Genomic DNA, 17,055 nt, shown 5'->3' with positions numbered 1-17,055 from the left:
GATCAGAAGCCGGACAGGGACATGGGGTCGATCTCCGAGCCGTTGACGATGACCTCGAAGTGGACATGGGGACCGGTGGCCCCGCCGGTCATGCCCGTCAGGCCGATGGTGTCGCCGCGCGAGACCGTGGCGCCGTCGGGAACGGAGTGCTGCGAGAGGTGGCAGTAGGCCAGGATGACGGACTGGCCGTCGATGATGCCGCCGTTGACGAACACCCCGTTGCCGCACGAGGAGTTGGAGAAGTTGGTGACGGTGCCGTTGACGCCCGCGTACTGGGGGGTGCCGGTGGAGGCCACCAGGTCCACCCCCGCGTGCAGCCTGCTCTCCCCGGTGATGGGGTGGATGCGGTAGCCGAAGGGCGAGGCGACGGTCAAGGGCCCGGCGATGGGGTGGCCGATGGAGCCCCCGCCCAGGTCGGAGGCGGCGGCGGGCGCTGGGGCGGAGGTGCCGCGGTTGGCCTCGTCGATCTTGGCGATGGTGGCCGCTGCGGCCTCCTCATCGGCGGCGGCCTGGGCCTGCTGGGCCTCCAGGTCGGCCTTGCGCTCCTCCAGGGTGGTGGTGGCCGACTGGGCGGTGGCGGCGGCCTGGGCCACCTCGTCGCGCTTGGTCTGGGCGGTGTCCTTGGCCTGCTGGGCGGCCTTCTCGGCGGCATCGGCCTCGTCCTTGAGGGTGGACACGCGCTGGGTGGCGGCGTTCTGGCGGGCCTCACGGTTGGCGTTCCTGGCCCGCTCGGCCTCGGCCTGGGCCAGGACCGCCTCCTGGACGCCCGAGCCGATCTCCATGGCCGAGGCCCGCTGGTTGAGCTCGGTGACGTCCTGGGAGGCCAGCACATAGGTCCACGAGCTCACCGTGTTGTCTCCCTGGTAGGTGGCCACGACGATCTCGGCCACCGACTCGGTATTGGTGCTGGCGGTGCTCTCGGAGGCGGCGGCCTCCTGCTGGATGGTGCTGAGGTTCTCCGTGGCGGTGTCCAGCCGCTCGGAGGCGATCTCCTGCTCGCGCTCCTTCTCGGCCAGGGTGGTCTGCGCCGCGGACAGATCCGCCTCAGCAGTGGTCAGGTTGCTCTGGGCGTTCTGCAGGTCGATGTAGGCCTGGCCGAGCTCGGCGCTGACCCCCTCCAGGGAGGCGACGAGCTCCTGCTGGCGGCGCTGGGCGTCCTGCTGGTCCTCCACGGCGTCGGAGCGCTCATCGGCCACGGCCAGGCCCATGGGCATGAGGACGAGGCTGATGGCGGCCAGGACGACGACGGCCAGGCGCCGGGGCGAGCGGAGGGCAGGACGAGGGACCATGACGAATCAGACCTTTGTGTACTTCGACAGCGAGAAGGCGGAGGACAGCGCCGCCAGGACAATGGCCGCCAGGATGAGCCAGGGGGCCAGGTAGGCCACGGCGGTGGTGTCGATGAAGGCGCTGGTGAAGCTGATCGAGCCCGCCAGCCAGGTCTGGACCACGTAGTGGACCCCGGCCCACAGGGTCCCCACCGCCAGCAGCGCGCCGATGAGGGCGGCGATGACGCCCTCGAGGATGAAGGGCAGCTGGATGAAGAGGTTGGAGGCGCCCACCAGGCGCATGATGCCGGTCTCCCGGGAGCGGGACATGGCCGACAGGCGGATAGTGGTGGAGATGAGCAGGACCGCGGCCACACCCATGATGGCGGCCAGCCCCCCGGTGATCCAGGAGGCCCGGTTCATCACCAGGAAGAGGGGCTCGAGGGTCGACCCCTGGTCGACCACGCGCTCAACGCCCGCGTGGCCGCCGAACTGCTCGGCCACCACCTGGTAGTTCTCGGGGTCGACGAGCTTGATGCGGAAGGAGACCGGCATCATCTCCTCAGTGGCGTTGCGGCCCACCGCGGAGTTGCCGTAGGAGGCCATGAAGTTCTTGTAGGCCTCCGCCTTGGACTCGATGTGGTAGGACTCCACGAAGGAGGCCAGGGACTGGTTGACCGTGCGCTCCACGGCGTCGATCTGCTCCTGGGTGGCCTCGCCCTCGGCGCAGGTGGGGTAGGCCGAGGCCTGCGGGCACATGTAGACCGAGACCTCGACCTCGTCGTACCACTCCCCCTTCATTGCTGCGATCTGGGCCTGGAGCAGGCCCGAGGCGCCCACGAACAGCAGGGAGACGAAGGCGACCAGGATGACCGAGACCGTCATGGCGACGTTGCGGGTCAGGCCCTTGAGGGTCTCGGAGAGGATGAAACGAAGTCGCATGTGCTTTCTCCTTCAGCGGTCCGAGCCGTAGACGCCGCGGTCCTGGTCGCGCACGACCTTGCCGGCCTTGAGCTCGATGACGCGCTTGCGCATCTGGTCGACGATCTCATCGTCGTGGGTGGCCATGACCACGGTGGTGCCCTGGCGGTTGATGCGGTCCAGCAGCCGCATAATCCCCACCGAGGTGGAGGGGTCGAGGTTCCCGGTGGGCTCGTCGGCCATGAGGAGCTTGGGCCGGTTGACCATGGCGCGGGCGATGGCCACGCGCTGCTGCTCCCCGCCGGAGAGCTCGTGGGGCAGGCGCTTCTCCTTGCCCGCCAGGCCCACGAGGTCCAGGGCCTCGGGCACGGCGGACAGAATGTAGTGGCGGGGCTTGCCGATGACCTGGGAGGCCAGGGCGACGTTCTCCAGGACGCTCTTGCTCTCCAGCAGCCGGAAGTCCTGGAAGACGAAGCCCATCTCGCGGCGCAGCTGGGGGACCTTCCAGGAGGAGACCTGGGACAGGTCGCGGCCCAGGACGTGGACCTTGCCAGAGGTGGGGCGCTCCTCGCGCAGCGCCAGGCGCAGGAAGGTGGACTTGCCCGATCCCGAGGCGCCCACGAGGAAGACGAACTCGTCGCGCTCGACGGTGATGTCGACCTCATCGAGCGCAGGACGCGCCCCTCGCTTGTAGACCTTGGAGACGTGATCGAAGCGGATCATCGGCTGGCTGCTCCCCTGACTGCGCTCCCGGGCAGGTCCCGGGAAGTTCCCGGGCGCGGCACCCGGGCTCCTGCTCACGGTATGCGGCGTGCCGCCGATTCCGTGGTTGTGACACGCCCTGCGGGGCTGTGGGGTACGCCGATCGGCGCACTGCAACCTTCCCGTGCCCCGACCAGGGCCGGGTGCGGCGAGCGGCCGGCGGCCGTCTGGTCCGGGACTACTGTGAGGGCCATGAGTCAGCCGCCGATCGCTCCCCACCAGCCCCATGGCGCCGATTCCTTCGCCTCCCGCGTGGACCTGGGCTCCTGGGCCCGCTTCACCCCCTCCCTGGGAGACTTCCTGGAGGAGGCCTGTCGCCCCCGCTCCACCCCGGGGGCCACCAGTGGCGCCACGGTGCTGCTGACCGCGCCCGCCGTGGTGGCCGACCCGGAGGATCTGCCCCGAGGCCGTGGCCTGCTGCGTCGTCGCGGCCATGGGCCGGCCGGGGTCTCCCCCGAGCCCCCGGGCGTGGTGCTGGTGGGGCGCGGCGACGGCGTCCAGCTGGCGGCCCCCACCTGGGACGCCCGGGGCCGGGCGCTGCTGGGCCGCAGCCAGTGCCGGGCGCTGGAGGACCTGGGCTGGCAGGGCGGCTGGCAGAGCGGGGAGGCGATGAGCAGGCTCCTGCCCGACGGCGCCAGCGCGGCCGAGCACACTACGAGGATGCTCATCGAGGTGCTCCGGGTCCCCCACCCGGCCGACCTCGACCACCTCCTCCACGAGCACTGACTCCTTCGCGGGCACCGGGACCGCCACGAGTGCTGAGGCCAACGCCGTCGGTAGGGCCAGGACGGCGCATCCGATCCCCTCACCCCTGCTGAGACTGGGTCCCGCGAGCGCGGACCGCTCAGAAGGCGGGCTCGGGCAGCTCGTCGACCACCACGTAGTCGGCCGACCGGTGGTAGCCCGGCTGGGGGACGGTCACCAGCGCCACAGGACTCCCAGGGCCCTGACCGCGAGGGTCCGGGTCCACCTCGGCACCGGCCTGCTCGGCACTGTCGGCCTCAGCACTGCCGGTAGCGCTGCCGGCCTCAGCACCGACCGTCTCGGCGCGGTGCGGCTCTGCGCCCTGGGCGTCGGCCCGCCAGTCGGGCTCCGGGGCCCAGGGGGCCGCGTCGGGCGTGGCCGGTGATCCCGCCGAGCCGGCGCTTGCCGCGGTGCCGGTGGCGCTCACGGCGCCGGCCTCGGCTGGGGCCGAGCCGGCGGCGTCGTGGTCCGGCCCGACCGCCTGCGCGGCCGCGGCCTGACCGGTGGCCTCGGTGCGGCCGTCCTCAGTGGCCGGCGCCGGCTTGATCCGCATGAAGCGGGTCTCGCCGCGCGTGAGGTCGTGGCCGGCGGACTGCAGGACGATGACATTGCTGGTGCGCTCCCCGCTGCCGGAGTCCCAGGTGTCCTCGGTCAGGCGCCCGGAGAGCAGGACGGGGTCGCCCTTGCGCATGGAGCGGCTGATGTTCTCCGCGAGCTGCCCCCAGGCCTTGGCGGTGAACCACATGGTCTCACCGTTGTGCCAGCCCTGGTCGGTGCGGTAGGTGGGGGTGACGGCCACCCGGAAGCGGCAGTAGGGGCGGTTCCTGCTGCCCACGCGGGACAGGAGGGGGTGGGTGCCGACAACCCCCTGGACGGTGAGGTCGAGCTGACGTGTCATGGCGGTGCTCCTTGGTCGGGTGGGCCGGCACCGTGCCGGCCCCTGCGCCCTACCGTGCGCGCCCACCGCCGTCGCGCGCACGGGATGCCACCGGCCCTGTGGACAAGGCCTGCATTCGGGGCACCTGTGGTGCCCGGCTGCCCCCGGAATCATGCGCCTGAGCCTCGTGGCCCGCCGACTACCCGGGTAGTCGGCGGGCCACGAGGCTCAGCGGCGCGGTGCCGTCACCGGCTCAGCGCGGACTGCAGGAGCCGGTGCTTGTCCAGGACCTTGGAGGCAGGCAGGCACAGCCCCCGCTCCACCACTGCGGCCACGCGGCCGCGCACCTGCTCGCCGTAGTGGTCCGCCTCCCGGTTGGCCCGCACACGGCGTCGGAGCATGGCCACCACGGCGGCCACCACGCCTAGGGCGATGAGCACCGGGGGCACGATGAGGCCTCCCACCACACCCGCCAGGACGGCGACGAGCCAGCCCAGGCCCGCCAGGACCAGGCCGACACCTCCCCACCACAGCAGGTCGATGAGTGGCTCACGGTGACGGGGCAGGGGCACCGAGCTGACGGCCTCGGCGGTCTGGGCGGCCAGGCGCTCGGAGGTCATGACGTCCTCCTCCAGGCTGGAGGCCCAGGGGCGCGGCAGCCCTTCGGAGGTGCGGTTGACCCACTGGGCGTGCGCGGCCACCACGGCGCTGCGCGCGGGGGGCTCGGGGCGGGCCAGGGCGCGGGGCAGGACCCGCGCGAGGCTGGAGCGCACCGAGTCCTCCACGGCCTGGGCTCCCGAGGCGCGCAGCAGGGCGGTGGTGGTCTCCTGGGCGGCGGCCGGGTCGAGGTCCACGCTGTGCTCGGCGGCCGTGGGCCGCAGGCGCAGGGCGATGGCGTCGAGCTCGGCCGAGGCGGTGCGCGCGGCGTTGGACTCGCGGGCCACCCGCTGGCGCAGCAGGGTGCGCACCTGCGCCAGGTTGTCCCCGCGCACCGCCGAGACCGGCAGGACCTGGACGCTGCTGAGCCCGTCCTGGACCAGGAGGGAGTGCACGTCGGCCAGCAGGGCCTCGTGCCCGCTCTCGGGCAGGGTGTCGATCTGGTTGACCAGGACGAGCATGTCCTCCTCGCGCGCGCCCAGGCCCCGCAGGTAGCCCTCGTGGAGGGCCGCATCGGCGTACTTCTGGGGGTCGACCACCCACACGAGGATGTCGGCCAGGGGCACCAGGCGGTCGACCTGCAGGGAGTGCTCGGTGGTCACCGAGTCGTAGTCGGGCACGTCCAGCAGGACCAGCCCGGAGAGCCCGTCCTGATCCGAGGCGTCCAGGAGCGAGTCCCGGCGGATGCGCCGCTCGGTGGAGACCCCTAGGAAGTCCAGCAGGGCACCGGCGTCGTCGCCCCAGGTGCAGGCCGCCGCCCGGGAGGTGGTGGGGCGCCGGGCGCCGACGTCGGCGAAGTCCAGCTCAGTCAGGGCGTTGAACAGGGAGGACTTGCCCGAGCCGGTGCCCCCGAACAGGGCCACCACGGTGTGGTCCACTCCCAGGTCGAGGCGCTCGGCCACGGCGTCGAGGGTCTCATGGGCGGGGATCGACAGGGAGGCGGGGACCTCGGTGGGGCAGGCCTCCAGGGCCCGGCGGATGCCGTTGAGCCGCTGCTCCAGATGGGCGGCATCCAGGATGCGGGGGCTGGTGGCGGGGGACGGGACGGGGCTGGTGGTGTCGGGCTGGGTCATGCTGAGGCTCCGGGGCGGGTGAAGGGCTTGAGCTCGCCGGCGCGCAGGCGCAGGGCCGCGGCGAACCCGGAGGCGGGCGCGAGGGAGGCGGCCGCTCCAGGAGGAACAGTAGCGGTCAGCGCCTCCTCCACGGCCTCCATCAGCAAGGAGCGCGCCTCGACCACCTGGGCCTCCAGGCCCAGGCGCCGTGCCGCACTGACGGCGCCCTCGACCCCGCAGGCGCTGGCCACGAGCAGGTCCACCGCACTGTGGGGGCTCAGGCCCTTGGGGGCCGCCTTGACATTGGCCGCCAGGTAGCCGGCCCAGGCCTCGATCGTGGTGGCCGGCGGATCACCCTGCCCCAGGAGCCGCGTGGCGCGCTCGCCGGCCCCGGCCTCCTCCCAGGTCTGCTCGCTCCTGCGCAGCAGGCCGACGATGGCGGCCTGGAGGTGGGCGGCCAGGGCCTCGCGCGCGTCCCGGGCCAGGACCTCCAGGGCCTGGGCGCGGGCCTTCTCAGTGCGTCCCAGGAATCCCCGGCGCAGCCGGTTGCCCTGAGCCAGTGCCGACAATGGTCCACCGGCCGAGGCCAGGGTGAGCCAGCGGGTGGCGGTGGCCCCCTCCCCGGCCGATCCGCGCTCCAGGTCCATGCGCAGCCTCGCAACGGCCGCCTGCCTGAGGGAGGTGTCCAGGCCCTCCAGCTCCTGGGCCGCGGCCCTCTGGGCGTCGGCGGCCTCGGCCAGGCGGGCCAGGTCGGTGCGCAGCGCCGTCCACACGCCCTTGCCGGCCCGCCGCACCAGGCCCGCGGCGCGGTGCCTGCCGGCCAGGAGCTGGAGCCAGTCGCGCACCTCGGCCACCGACTCCCGGGGCAGCATGCCCTCGTGGGGGCCCGCATCGGGGACCACGAAGAAGGGCGCCTCGGACAGGCCCAGGGTCTGCAGGCGCGCAGCCAGGTCGCGGCGCACCTCCGACAGGATGGTGGAGGGGACCCGGTTGAGCACCACGGCGATGGGGGTCTCGCGCCCGGCCGCCTCCTCCAGCGTGGCCCAGGGCGTCTGGTCGCCGTAGCGGGCGGCGGTGGTGACGAACAGCCACAGGTCAGCGGCGTCCAGGAGCCGGCCGGCCAGGGCCCGGTTGGCCTCGTGCACCGAGTCCAGGTCGGAGGCGTCGATGAGGGCCAGGCCCGCCGGGATCGCCGGGGAGGAGACCTGGAGGCAGGCCTCCGTGAGGGGGTGGCCGGCCAGGGACTCCTCGTCCTCGGGATTGACCACCAGGACCGGGGTGCGGGTGGTGGGGCGCAGGACCCCGGCCTCGGTGACCTCCTGGTCGAGGATCGAGTTGACCAGGGTGGACTTGCCCGCCCCCGTGGAGCCGCCGACGACGACGATCGAGGGGATGTCGGCGTCCTGCAGGCGGGGGATGACCTGGTCGCGCACCTGGCCGGTGAGGCTGGCGTGGAGGACGCGGTCCTCCTCCACGCCCTCGGCGCGCAGCGTCAGATCGAGCTGGTCGAGGTCGTGGAGCAGGTCGGTGAGGACATCGAGCAGCTGGGCACGGGACAGGGCGGAGACGGGAACGTCTTCCTCAGCGCGGCGCGGGGAAGCAGGTACGGGCATGACCCAACCCTAAGAGCAGTTCCCACCAAATTCGCAGATTGAGCCAAGGCGATTACCTCACGGGGCAACCACGGCGCCGCTCGATGGCGCCTGCCGACGGCGCGCGCCGCCGCGCAGGAGCGCGGGCGCCCCATGCTCTCGCGTGTTCCTGTGGGGCGCCCGCGCTCATCATTGCCTCCTTTCCTCTCATGGCCCGGTAGGGCCTGACCGCCCGTGCGCCTGCCCTGCGCCCGGGCCGTTCCTGGTCGGTCCTGGTCGGTCCTCAGGCCCTCATCTGGCGGGGGCCAGGGGGCACTCGTGCTGACCGATCCAGGCCGACATCGCCGTGCCCTGCGGGGGCACCCATGCCGGGCGGGCCGCCCAGCACAGGGTCTCGCGCAGGGAGCGGTACATCTCGGTCTCGTAGACCCCCGTGGGGCTGGTCGGGGTGGCCGATTGCAGGAGCCGGCCGCCGCCCAGGTTGATCGCCACGTGGTAGACGTTGCCGAAGTAGGGCTGGACCACCCCCGTGCGGACCCGCTCATAGGACCTCTCCGGGTCCTGCTCGGCGAAGAAGAGCAGGTCCCCGCGCTCGATGTCCGTGCCGTCGGTGAACCACAGGTCCCCGCGCACGAACAGCAGGCGCGCCAGGCGGTGGGCCTGCCAGATCTCGGCCCTGCGCGGCTCCACCCCCAGGGGCACGTACCAGCCGGTGCGGGTATTGCTGTCGGCGACGTACGTCGTCGTGCGGTACTCCCAGCCGGCCAGGACCATGCCCACGAAGTGGGAGCAGGTCACCGGGTAGGGCTTGGGCTGGCTGGAGTGCACCGGGGTGCGCGACAGTCCCGGCCCCTGGCGCTGGGCGTTCCACCTCAGGTCGGTGCCGCCCTCATCGCGGAAGGTGTAGGCCCGTCGCAGGAGGTCGCTCACCGCCCCGGAGTGCTGGGCCGGGCGCGGTGGGCCCGACGGCAGGCCCGTGGGCACAGCCACGCCCCCATCCGCCGTCGGCACCGAGACCAGCCCCAGCGCGCCCGCGGGAGGCGCCGAGGCGATCCGCCACTCCATCCCCGCCCCATCGGCACTGCGGTAGTAGCCCCGGGTCGACACCGAGCCCGACAGCCCCGTGGCACTGAGCAGGTCCCTGACAGTCTCAAGAGTCCTCATCGCCGGTACTCCTCGATCCGGGCCACCGGTACCTCCCGGTCGCCCTCCATCACGCGCAGGGCGCCCTGAGAGCCGTCCGCCAGGAGCACGCGCATCCCATCGCCGGCCTTCGGGAGGATCTCCACCCCCAGGATGACGATCCCCGCCGTCCTGGGGTGGATGATCGGCCGCCACGAGCCCAGCCCCGAGGTGCTCACGCGCAGCTCGATCTCATGGGTGCGCTCCTGCGCGGAGGCGGGCAGGACCGCGGTGGCCAGGGACTCGATCCCCAGCGGCTGGACTCCCCCGGGCCGGGCGTAGCGGGCGGCCTGGAAGCCGACCTGCGTGGGCTCGGCGGCGGTGTAGCGCACCCGGGCGAGGTAGGACGGGGCGATGCGGCCGGTGGCCCGGGCGGTGTAGACGCCGATGGTGCCCGTCGCCCCGGTCCAGGTGAAGGACCCCCGGGAGCGGTCGGCCGCCACCCCGCCATTGGACCACCAGGAATCAGGCCAGGAGAACAGGCTCATGCCGCCCTCCGGATGATGAGGGTCCCCTCGGCGGTGTCGGCGGGGACGGGAGCCTCGAGGTCCAGGACCAGGACGCCGACCCCCGCGGGTCCGCGCGCACCGGCCGGACCCTGCGGACCCGCCTGGCCTGCGGGACCGGCCGGTCCCACCGCTCCGCGGGGCCCTGCCGGACCGGCGGGACCCGCAGGACCGGTCTGCCCCCGCTCGCCCTGCGCACCGCGGGGGCCGGCCTGACCCGCCCGACCCTCCGGGCCACGCGGGCCCGCAGGCCCGACGGGCCCGACGGAGCGAGCGGCGCGCACGGCCTCCTCCAGGGCCGCCCGGGTCGCATAGGTGGCCTGGGCCACCTCCGTGCGCAGGTAGCCGCTCAGGTCCCCGGCAGGGCGCTCCTTGGCGAGCTCCTCAACGCGCGCCTCCAGGGACTCCAGACGCCGACCCTCCCGCGAGGAGCCGGCCTGCAGGGCATCGGAGTGGCATCGGGCACCGGACTCGGCATCACCGACCACATCGGCCAGGTCCACCGAGCCGCCCTGGGGAACCAGCACGTGCATCGTGCGGGACCCCAGGCCCGTGACCCGTACCACCACCGTGTACGTCCACTGCCCGGCAGGGACGACACCGGGCCCGGGGGCCACCACATCCACGGACACCGCGCCATGGGAGTCCAGCGGGACCGTCACCGGCTGGACCACACCGGCCTGCCCGTGGGCCTGGGCGAGGGCCACATAGGAGGGGGACGGGGTGAAGGTCACCTCCCCCGTGGCCGGCCGCCCCATGGGGTCGACCCATCGGCCCGTCACTCGCCCGTAGGGGGCGCGGGCCTCCGCCGCAGCGGTCTCGATCTTCTTGGTCATCATTGGCCTCCTTAGCCATTGTTGGGATTCGGGTCCAGGACCCGGGGGGAAGGACGACTGGCCTCCAGTACGTCCGAGCGGATCCGGCCCTGAGGGCAGGGCACCGGGCTCATTGGTCGGCGCAGCGCCCCTCCTGGCCCGACCGCCCTGCCTCCAGGGCGTCGATCCGCGTGATCATGGCTTCGCGGTCGCAGATGGCCTCCGCCCTCAGCGCGGCATCGCGCTCGCGGGCGTGGCGCTCTGAGTCCACCACCATGTCCATGAGCACATCCACCTTTGAGTCAAGGCGGGACATGCTGGTCTCTAGTCGCGCAACGGCCTCCTGGACCCGGTCCAGGTCCTCGCGCATCCTCATCTCGTGGGGGCCGGTCGGACCGGGGCCCGGGGCGGCGCCGCCCGCAGTGCTCGCCGACGACGTCCGGTGCTCCCCGGGGCGGGCCTGCGCCTCGGCCCCGGTGAGGGCGCCCAGGGCCCGGCCCTGCCCGCGGCGCCCCGTCAGTCCACCGGCCAGCGCCCCCATGAGGGCCGAGAGCATGCCGGCCATGGCGGTCAGCCAGGCCGGGTCCCTCCATGCCGGATCCCGCCAGACCGTGCTGTCGGCCGCCACCTCCAGGATCGCGTTCATGGGGCACCGCCCCGCGACGGGCCTGGTAGCCGTGGGGCGGCTCCGCGGTGCCGGGGATGGCGGGAGCAGGGCCCGGACAGGGACTGCTCGGCCCGCTCCATCAGCTCAGCCCCGGTGGTCCCCAGGGCGCCGGCGATGGCGCTGAGCTCGCCCACCGACAGGGCGGCGCTCCCGATCACCGTGCGGTGGACGGCACTGGAGCTCACGCCCGCGTCGCGGGCCAGGTCCTTGAGCGGCACCCTGGACTGGCGGATCGCTGCGCGGACCTCGGAGAGGATCGCCTCATCCATGGCGTACCGAAATGGGGTCACTGTCATGGCGCCATCCTGAACCCACTTCGGTGCATTTTTCAAGGCACACTCCACTGTGCACCTATTTTGGTACACTTTCGTTATGCCTCGTAAGCCCAAGCCCTTGGAGCCCCTCGACCTCGCAGTGATCGCGATCCTCGTTGGACGCCAGGAGGAGGTGGGCCTGTCCCAGCGCCGGCTCTCGCGCACCACCGGCATGTCCCTCAACCGCGTCGGCATCATCCTGCGCGCCGAGGGGCCCGCCCCCACCGTCGGGGAGCTCGACGCCCTGGCCGGCGCCCTGGGCGTGCAGGGATCCGAGGTTCTCAGGCGGGCCGAGGGCCAGGTCGCCGGCACCCCTTGACCCCTGGCCAGGCCCCGCCGGCCCCGCCGGCCCCACCGGACGCCCCGACTGCGCCTCTGGCCACTCACCCCATCGGCGCCGAGGCCATGCGGCGCGCGAAGCGCCTGCCGGCCATGGTCGATGGGATCACCCCGAGGGCGAGGCGGGTCGCGCGCCTACGTCTCACTTTCAGAGAAGACGTCGACGTAACCATCACCTACCGCACCGCCGAGATCGACCGCCACGACAACCTCGAGATGAACATCGCCCTCACCGGTCGTGATTGGAGTGCTGGGTGTTTTTCGGACTGTGGTTGTTATGTGGGTCAGGCTGCTTTCTGGTGTCCCAGGAGTTGGCGTTCGACCTCGTTGGGTGTGCGGTATCCCAGGGCTGAGTGCAGGCGGGTGTGATTGTAGGTCAGCTCGATCCATGAGGCAATATCGTTCATGGTTTTCTTGCGTGTGGGGTAGACCATGCGGTGGGCCCTCTCGTTCTTGAGTGTGGCATTGAAGGACTCTGCCCAGGCGTTATCCCAGCACACCCCGGTCCGCCCTACCGAGGCCCGGATGCCATACCTGTTCAGATGTGCCGAGAACTGCTCGGAGGTGTATTGAGAGCCCCGGTCGGAGTGGAAGATCGTCTCACCTCGGATAATAGGGCAGTTGCGCACGGCCATATCGATGGCCTCGCATACCAGGGAGGTTCTCATGTGATCCGCCATCGCATAGCCAACGACTTTCTTTGTGGCGCAGTCCAGGATGGTGGCCAGGTAGACGAATCCCTCCCAGGTGCGGATATAGGTGATGTCCCCCACCCATTTCCTTCCCGGTGCCTTGGCGGCGGTAGTCGCGTTCCACCAGATCGGGCCTGGAGTTCACATCTGCGGCCGGGGTGGTGGTGCGGACCTTTCGGCGCGGCCTGGCGGCGATCAGGCCGGCCTGGCGCATGAGGTAGCGCACCGTGTCACGGTGCACCACCACGCCGCGCCGTCCTAGGCGGGCAGTGATGCGCCGATACCCGTAGGTGCCATCAGAGGCCTCGAATTCAGCCCTGACTAAAGCCTCCAGATCTTTTCTTCTGATATCCCGGCGAGACTGGGGGCGGCCTCTCCAGGAGTAGTATCCCGAGCGTGATACCCTCGCCCAGCGGCACATCGATGAGATGGGGTAGTTGCCTTCTTCGCGATTGATGAGCTCGTACTTCTGACTCACTGCTGTTCCTTCGCGAAGAAGGCCGCCGCTTTTTTCAGGAACTCGTTCTCCTGCTGCAGTTCGCGGACCTGCTTTTTCAGGCGGGCTACCTCTGCAGCCTCAGCCGCTGCCTGTCTTTCCTCTTCGCTGCTGTGCTCCTTCTTGTACTTCGCGACCCAGTTGCCCACGGTCTGGGGTATCAGGTCGTAGGAGGCGGCCACCGATGCGATCGACCGTTCTTTGTCGATCACCTCGCGCACCACCTGTGCCTTGAACTCCTCAGAGTACTTCGCCCTTGACATGGCTCCATCCTATCGGATCAAAAGGGAGACGAAAATATCCCCCTGTCCGAGAAACACCACCCACTCCAGTGCTGGGAGAGAACTACAAGCAGGACGGCGCCTCCCTCGCGCAGGAGTGGGCACTCCTCCTGTCGAAGATGTACATTGGGCTCGACGGAGGCCCCCGGCCCAGCCCCGAGGATGAGGCAAGACTCACCGAGCTCTTCCGACAGGTCCGGGCTATGCTCGCCTCCAGACGCGAGGAGCTATCATGACAGCAAGGACTGACCACATCCAGCAGTTCCTACTCATCTACGATCGCAGCCGTGACGAACTCATCTCCCACGAGTCGTTCGGCGACGACGTCGAGGCGGCCACCACCGCCTACCGCGCCGCAGAGATCGAGTACCACGACCACCCCGAGATGAATATCGTCCTCGTCGGGGCCGACTCCCTTGACACCGTAAAGGTGACTCATAGCACATACTTCACCGGTGCTGCATCCAGGCTGCTGACCTCCCTGGACTCCCTCTCGAGTTGACCAGCAGTGCTCTCCCGTATGGGGGCGCCCCTACATGGGGCGCCCCCATATCTGCGTCTTGGAACCGGTGGACCTCGGGACTCCGCTCTCACGGTCATGTGCTGGCTCTCGATCGATCCTCGCCTCCAGGATGCACCCCACCACGGCCAGGCCTCAACCAGGCCTCCCCGGCGTATCGGCGGAGAGGCAGCAATCGTTGGCATCGTCGTTGGGATCACTGAAGAATCGTTGGTGCCCCCGCCCGGACTCGAACCGGGAACCTGCGGATTAGAAGGCCGATGCTCTATCCATTGAGCTACGGAGGCGTGCGCCGCGGCGCCGCCCCAGCCTACGGCATCGCGGGCCGTCAGCCCCAGCCGGCGATCAAGCAGCGGATCAGACAGCAGACCCCGGCAGCGCCGCGCAGCGGGCCGCGGCGCTCGATAGTCGACCGCGAGTGGACGGCAGGGGTAACCGGGAGCCGCGGCGGTGAGTCGGCATGGACCGTCGGCGCGAGCTGGGCAGCCCTCCCCAGGGTATGGCATTGCGCTCGCTCTTGGGCCCCTGAGCGATCCGCAGGACCAGTATGGTGACCACTGGCCCCCGCCCCCACCCCGGAAGGACTGCCGCAGTGGTTCCCACCGCGCTTGTCGTGCGCCAACTCTCCGCTCAGGCCTCCTGTGAGCCCCAGACCTTCACCGGCCCCTTGACGGTGGGGCGCTCCCCGGACTGCGCGGTGCAGATCATCCACCCCCTGGTCTCGCGCACGCACCTGCTCCTGACCCCCACCCCGGCCGGGTGGCAGGTCACCTGCCAGGGCCGCAACGGCATGCTGGTCGACGGCGTGGTCACCCGCGAGGCCCTCATCAACCAGGGCACGCGCATCCAACTGGGTGACGCCTCCGGGCCCGCCCTGGGCCTGACGCCTGTGGCCACCGCCCCGCCCCAGGGCCCCGGTCCCGCCGGCCAGCAGGCGCCCTCCGCCACTCCGGGGCCGCAGCCCTATGCGCCTCCCGCCCCCGCGCCGAGGGCCGCCTCCGGCCCCCAGGTGGGCGGTGCCATGCAGCCCCCCGGCCCGAGCGGCCCGACGACGCCGCCCCCGGTCCCCCAGCAGGCCCCCATCCCCCGGCCCGCCCCGGTCGCCGCCTCGGGAGCGGCCCTGACCGCCCAGCAGGTGCGCGCCGTCGCCTCGGCGCCGTCGAGCCCCATGGCCGGCATGCCCCAGCCCGCACCTGCCGGCGCCATGTCCTCGGCAGCCCCAGCGGCGACCGTCATCGCCCCCACTCCCCCGCCGTCCCCCGCCTCGGGGGAGGCCGCCTCCTCCCCGCGCAAGGTCCTGCAGTCCTTCCGCATCACCTCCTCGGGCACCATCGGGCGCGCACCGGACAACGCCCTGGTCCTGGACGACCCGCTGGTCTCCAAGCATCATGCCCGCGTCGACCTGACGCCCCAGGGGATCGTGGTCACCGACCTGGGCTCGACCAACGGCATCTACGTGGCCGGCCAGCGCGTGCCCACCGTGCAGGTCACTCAGCCGGTCGTGGTCGGCATGGGCTCGACCTTCGTGTCGATCAGCCCCGATGGCCTGTGCGAGGTCCAGGTCTCCGGGGGTGTCAGCGGGGAGCTGGTGGGCAAGGACCTGACCTTCCGGGTCAACTCAGGCCAGCTCACCCTGCTGGACGGGATCTCCTTCTCCCTGCCGGGCAACGAGCTGCTGGCCGTCGTGGGCCCCTCGGGTGCCGGGAAGTCCACCCTCCTCAAGGCGCTCACCGGCGAGCAGAAGGCCCAGGAGGGCCAGGTCCTCTTCGATGGGCTGGATGTCTACGAGCACTACCCGGTCATGCGCAACAAGATCGGTGTGGTGCCCCAGAACGACGTCGTCCACGCAGCCCTGACAGTGCGCCAGACCCTGGAGTACGCCGCCGAGCTGCGCTTCGCCAAGGACGTGACCAAGGCCGAGCGCAAGCAGCGGATCGCCGAGGTCCTTGAGGACCTGGATCTCAGCGCCCACGTGGACAAGCGGGTCAAGAAGCTCTCCGGCGGGCAGCGCAAGCGCGTCTCGACGGCCATCGAGCTGCTCACGCGCCCCAGCCTGCTCTTCCTCGACGAGCCCACCTCGGGGCTTGACCCCCAGTTGGACCGCGATGTCATGGATCTGCTGGCATCCCTGGCCCATGGCACCCGCCCCGGCGACACCGGCCGCACCGTCGTGGTGGTCACCCACAACGAGAACCACATCGACCGGGCCGACAAGGTCCTCATCCTGGCGGCGGGGGGCAAGCCCGTCTACTACGGATCCCCGCGCGAGGTGCTGCCCTACTTCCGCGCTCGCCTGGGCGAGATCGCCGCGCGCGGCCAGCTCCTGCTCAACGCCCCCAAGGGCACGCTGCCCGATCCCCCCGCCGTCGACGGCTACGCCGATGTCTACGCCCTCATCCGCAACCACACCACCGAACTGCGGGCCCACCTGGAGGCCACCGTGCCCTCCACCCGTCGGGGCGGGGCCCGCCCCGCCCAGTCCACCCCCGCCCCCGAGCAGCGGCGCACGGCCAAGCAGTCGGCCGTCCGGCAGATCTCCACCCTGGTGCGCAGGCACCTGCGGATCATCGCCGCCGACCCCTCCTACCTGGCCTTCATGCTCATCCTGCCGGTGATCATGGGGCTGCTGACCAAGGCCATCGAGGGCTCCGACGGCCTGTCCATCCCCGACTACCCCGATCCCACCCCCGACAACCCGGTCATCATCTACTCCACCCAGGCCATCGAGCTGCTCGTCATCCTCATCACCGGCGCCGCCTTCTCCGGCATGGCCGCCACCATCCGCGAGCTCGTCGGCGAGCGGGACGTGTTCCTACGGGAGAAGGCCGTGGGGCTGCGATCCGGGTCCTACATGATGGCCAAGGCGATCGTCCTGGCCCTCATCGTCACCGTCCAGACCGCCGTCATGGTGGGGATCGCCCTGGCCCTCAACAAGGCCCCCTCCGACGCCGTCCTGATGGGCAGTCCTGGACTGGAGCTGGCCTTCTGCTGCTGGGCCGTGGCCTTCGTCTCGGGACTGCTCGGACTGGCCGTCTCGGCCTTCGTCTCCTCCTCCGAGCAGGTGATGCCGGTCCTGGTGGTCTCGATCATGGCCCAGCTGGTGCTCTCCGGCGGGATCATCCCCATCGATGGCCGCGCGGTCTTCGAGCAGTTGAGCTGGTTCATGCCCGCCCGCTGGGGCTATGCCATGGCGGCGGCCACCACGGAGATGAACACCATCATCCCCACCCGCAAGGACGGCCTGTGGGATCACGAGGTGGGCCAGTGGCTGATGAACTACGGGATCCTCTCGGCGATCGGCCTGGTGTGCCTGTGCCTGTGCCTCATCGGCCTGGTCCGCCGCGGCCGGCGCTGAGGCGGGCGCCTGCGG

Annotated in this window: 17 protein-coding genes, 1 tRNA gene and 1 pseudogene; 4 read left to right on the top strand and 15 right to left on the bottom strand. The window is 71.3% G+C overall.

What is annotated here, in order from left to right:
- Positions 1-2: 2 nt before the first annotated feature.
- The 3 genes from MANAM107_RS09705 to ftsE are packed head-to-tail and all read right to left on the bottom strand — an operon-like array spanning position 3 to position 2,912.
- Entirely contained in the window at positions 3-1,289 is a 1,287-nt protein-coding gene (locus MANAM107_RS09705; RefSeq protein ID WP_223907836.1) for a peptidoglycan DD-metalloendopeptidase family protein, read from the bottom strand.
- A 6-nt stretch (positions 1,290-1,295) separates the two neighbouring features.
- The gene (gene ftsX, locus MANAM107_RS09700) at positions 1,296-2,210 is read right to left on the bottom strand and encodes a permease-like cell division protein FtsX (protein WP_179899748.1); all 915 of its coding nucleotides are present in this window, start codon (positions 2,208-2,210) and stop codon (positions 1,296-1,298) included.
- 12 nt (positions 2,211-2,222) lie between these two features.
- Positions 2,223-2,912: a cell division ATP-binding protein FtsE gene (ftsE, locus tag MANAM107_RS09695; RefSeq protein WP_179899747.1), complete on the bottom strand. Its 690-nt coding sequence runs from the start codon at positions 2,910-2,912 to the stop codon at positions 2,223-2,225.
- 231 nt (positions 2,913-3,143) lie between these two features.
- Between ftsE and MANAM107_RS09690 the strand changes: the two genes are divergently transcribed.
- Entirely contained in the window at positions 3,144-3,677 is a 534-nt protein-coding gene (locus MANAM107_RS09690; RefSeq protein ID WP_223907834.1) for a TY-Chap domain-containing protein, read from the top strand.
- Between the two features lie 118 nt (positions 3,678-3,795).
- On the opposite strand, the gene MANAM107_RS09685 is transcribed toward MANAM107_RS09690, so the two are convergent.
- The 8 genes from MANAM107_RS09685 to MANAM107_RS09650 all read right to left on the bottom strand — a co-directional run bounded on the left by MANAM107_RS09685 (position 3,796) and on the right by MANAM107_RS09650 (position 11,339).
- Positions 3,796-4,593, bottom strand: coding sequence for a single-stranded DNA-binding protein (locus MANAM107_RS09685; protein WP_223907831.1), 798 nt, complete (start codon positions 4,591-4,593; stop codon positions 3,796-3,798).
- 224 nt (positions 4,594-4,817) lie between these two features.
- Entirely contained in the window at positions 4,818-6,302 is a 1,485-nt protein-coding gene (locus MANAM107_RS09680) for a GTPase (protein WP_223907828.1), read from the bottom strand.
- Positions 6,299-7,894: a GTPase domain-containing protein gene (locus MANAM107_RS09675; RefSeq protein WP_223907825.1), complete on the bottom strand. Its 1,596-nt coding sequence runs from the start codon at positions 7,892-7,894 to the stop codon at positions 6,299-6,301. The genes MANAM107_RS09680 and MANAM107_RS09675 overlap by 4 nt, the downstream gene beginning before the upstream one ends.
- A gap of 270 nt (positions 7,895-8,164) precedes the next feature.
- A complete protein-coding gene (locus MANAM107_RS09670) occupies positions 8,165-9,037 on the bottom strand; it encodes a hypothetical protein (RefSeq protein ID WP_223907823.1) in 873 nt (290 codons plus the stop codon).
- The gene (locus MANAM107_RS09665; RefSeq protein WP_223907820.1) at positions 9,034-9,543 is read right to left on the bottom strand and encodes a hypothetical protein; all 510 of its coding nucleotides are present in this window, start codon (positions 9,541-9,543) and stop codon (positions 9,034-9,036) included. Before MANAM107_RS09665 ends, MANAM107_RS09670 begins: the two co-directional genes overlap by 4 nt.
- On the bottom strand, positions 9,540-10,397 hold the full coding sequence (locus MANAM107_RS09660) for a collagen-like protein (RefSeq protein WP_223907817.1): 858 nt from the start codon (positions 10,395-10,397) through the stop codon (positions 9,540-9,542). The genes MANAM107_RS09665 and MANAM107_RS09660 overlap by 4 nt, the downstream gene beginning before the upstream one ends.
- A 109-nt stretch (positions 10,398-10,506) precedes the next feature.
- Positions 10,507-11,022, bottom strand: coding sequence for a hypothetical protein (locus tag MANAM107_RS09655; protein ID WP_223907815.1), 516 nt, complete (start codon positions 11,020-11,022; stop codon positions 10,507-10,509).
- Positions 11,019-11,339: a helix-turn-helix domain-containing protein gene (locus MANAM107_RS09650; protein ID WP_223907813.1), complete on the bottom strand. Its 321-nt coding sequence runs from the start codon at positions 11,337-11,339 to the stop codon at positions 11,019-11,021. Before MANAM107_RS09650 ends, MANAM107_RS09655 begins: the two co-directional genes overlap by 4 nt.
- Before the next feature lie 76 nt (positions 11,340-11,415).
- On the opposite strand from MANAM107_RS09650, the gene MANAM107_RS09645 reads away from it, so the two are divergent.
- Positions 11,416-11,676 carry a helix-turn-helix domain-containing protein gene (locus tag MANAM107_RS09645; RefSeq protein WP_223907811.1) on the top strand — a complete coding sequence of 87 codons (261 nt, stop codon included), beginning with the start codon at positions 11,416-11,418 and terminating at the stop codon, positions 11,674-11,676.
- A 304-nt stretch (positions 11,677-11,980) separates the two neighbouring features.
- Here the strand turns inward: MANAM107_RS09645 and MANAM107_RS09640 are convergent, their stop codons facing one another.
- From MANAM107_RS09640 to MANAM107_RS09630, 3 genes and pseudogenes are all read right to left on the bottom strand, one after another.
- On the bottom strand, positions 11,981-12,469 hold the full coding sequence (locus MANAM107_RS09640; protein WP_263421894.1) for an IS3 family transposase: 489 nt from the start codon (positions 12,467-12,469) through the stop codon (positions 11,981-11,983).
- 151 nt (positions 12,470-12,620) lie between these two features.
- Positions 12,621-12,809, bottom strand: a pseudogene (locus tag MANAM107_RS13285) (IS3 family transposase); the annotation flags it as partial.
- A gap of 53 nt (positions 12,810-12,862) precedes the next feature.
- Positions 12,863-13,147, bottom strand: coding sequence for a transposase (locus MANAM107_RS09630; RefSeq protein WP_223907808.1), 285 nt, complete (start codon positions 13,145-13,147; stop codon positions 12,863-12,865).
- 250 nt (positions 13,148-13,397) lie between these two features.
- Between MANAM107_RS09630 and MANAM107_RS09625 the strand changes: the two genes are divergently transcribed.
- Positions 13,398-13,667, top strand: coding sequence for a hypothetical protein (locus tag MANAM107_RS09625; RefSeq protein ID WP_223907806.1), 270 nt, complete (start codon positions 13,398-13,400; stop codon positions 13,665-13,667).
- A 229-nt stretch (positions 13,668-13,896) separates the two neighbouring features.
- Here the strand turns inward: MANAM107_RS09625 and MANAM107_RS09620 are convergent.
- Positions 13,897-13,972: transfer RNA gene (locus MANAM107_RS09620), tRNA-Arg, on the bottom strand.
- A gap of 305 nt (positions 13,973-14,277) precedes the next feature.
- Between MANAM107_RS09620 and MANAM107_RS09615 the strand changes: the two genes are divergently transcribed.
- A complete protein-coding gene (locus MANAM107_RS09615) occupies positions 14,278-17,040 on the top strand; it encodes an ATP-binding cassette domain-containing protein (protein ID WP_223907804.1) in 2,763 nt (920 codons plus the stop codon).
- Positions 17,041-17,055: the final 15 nt, after the last annotated feature.

It is taken from the genome of Actinomyces capricornis (assembly GCF_019974135.1).
GTDB classification, from domain to species: Bacteria; Actinomycetota; Actinomycetes; order Actinomycetales; family Actinomycetaceae; genus Actinomyces; species Actinomyces capricornis.
This window is presented reverse-complemented; position numbering and strand designations above follow the sequence as displayed.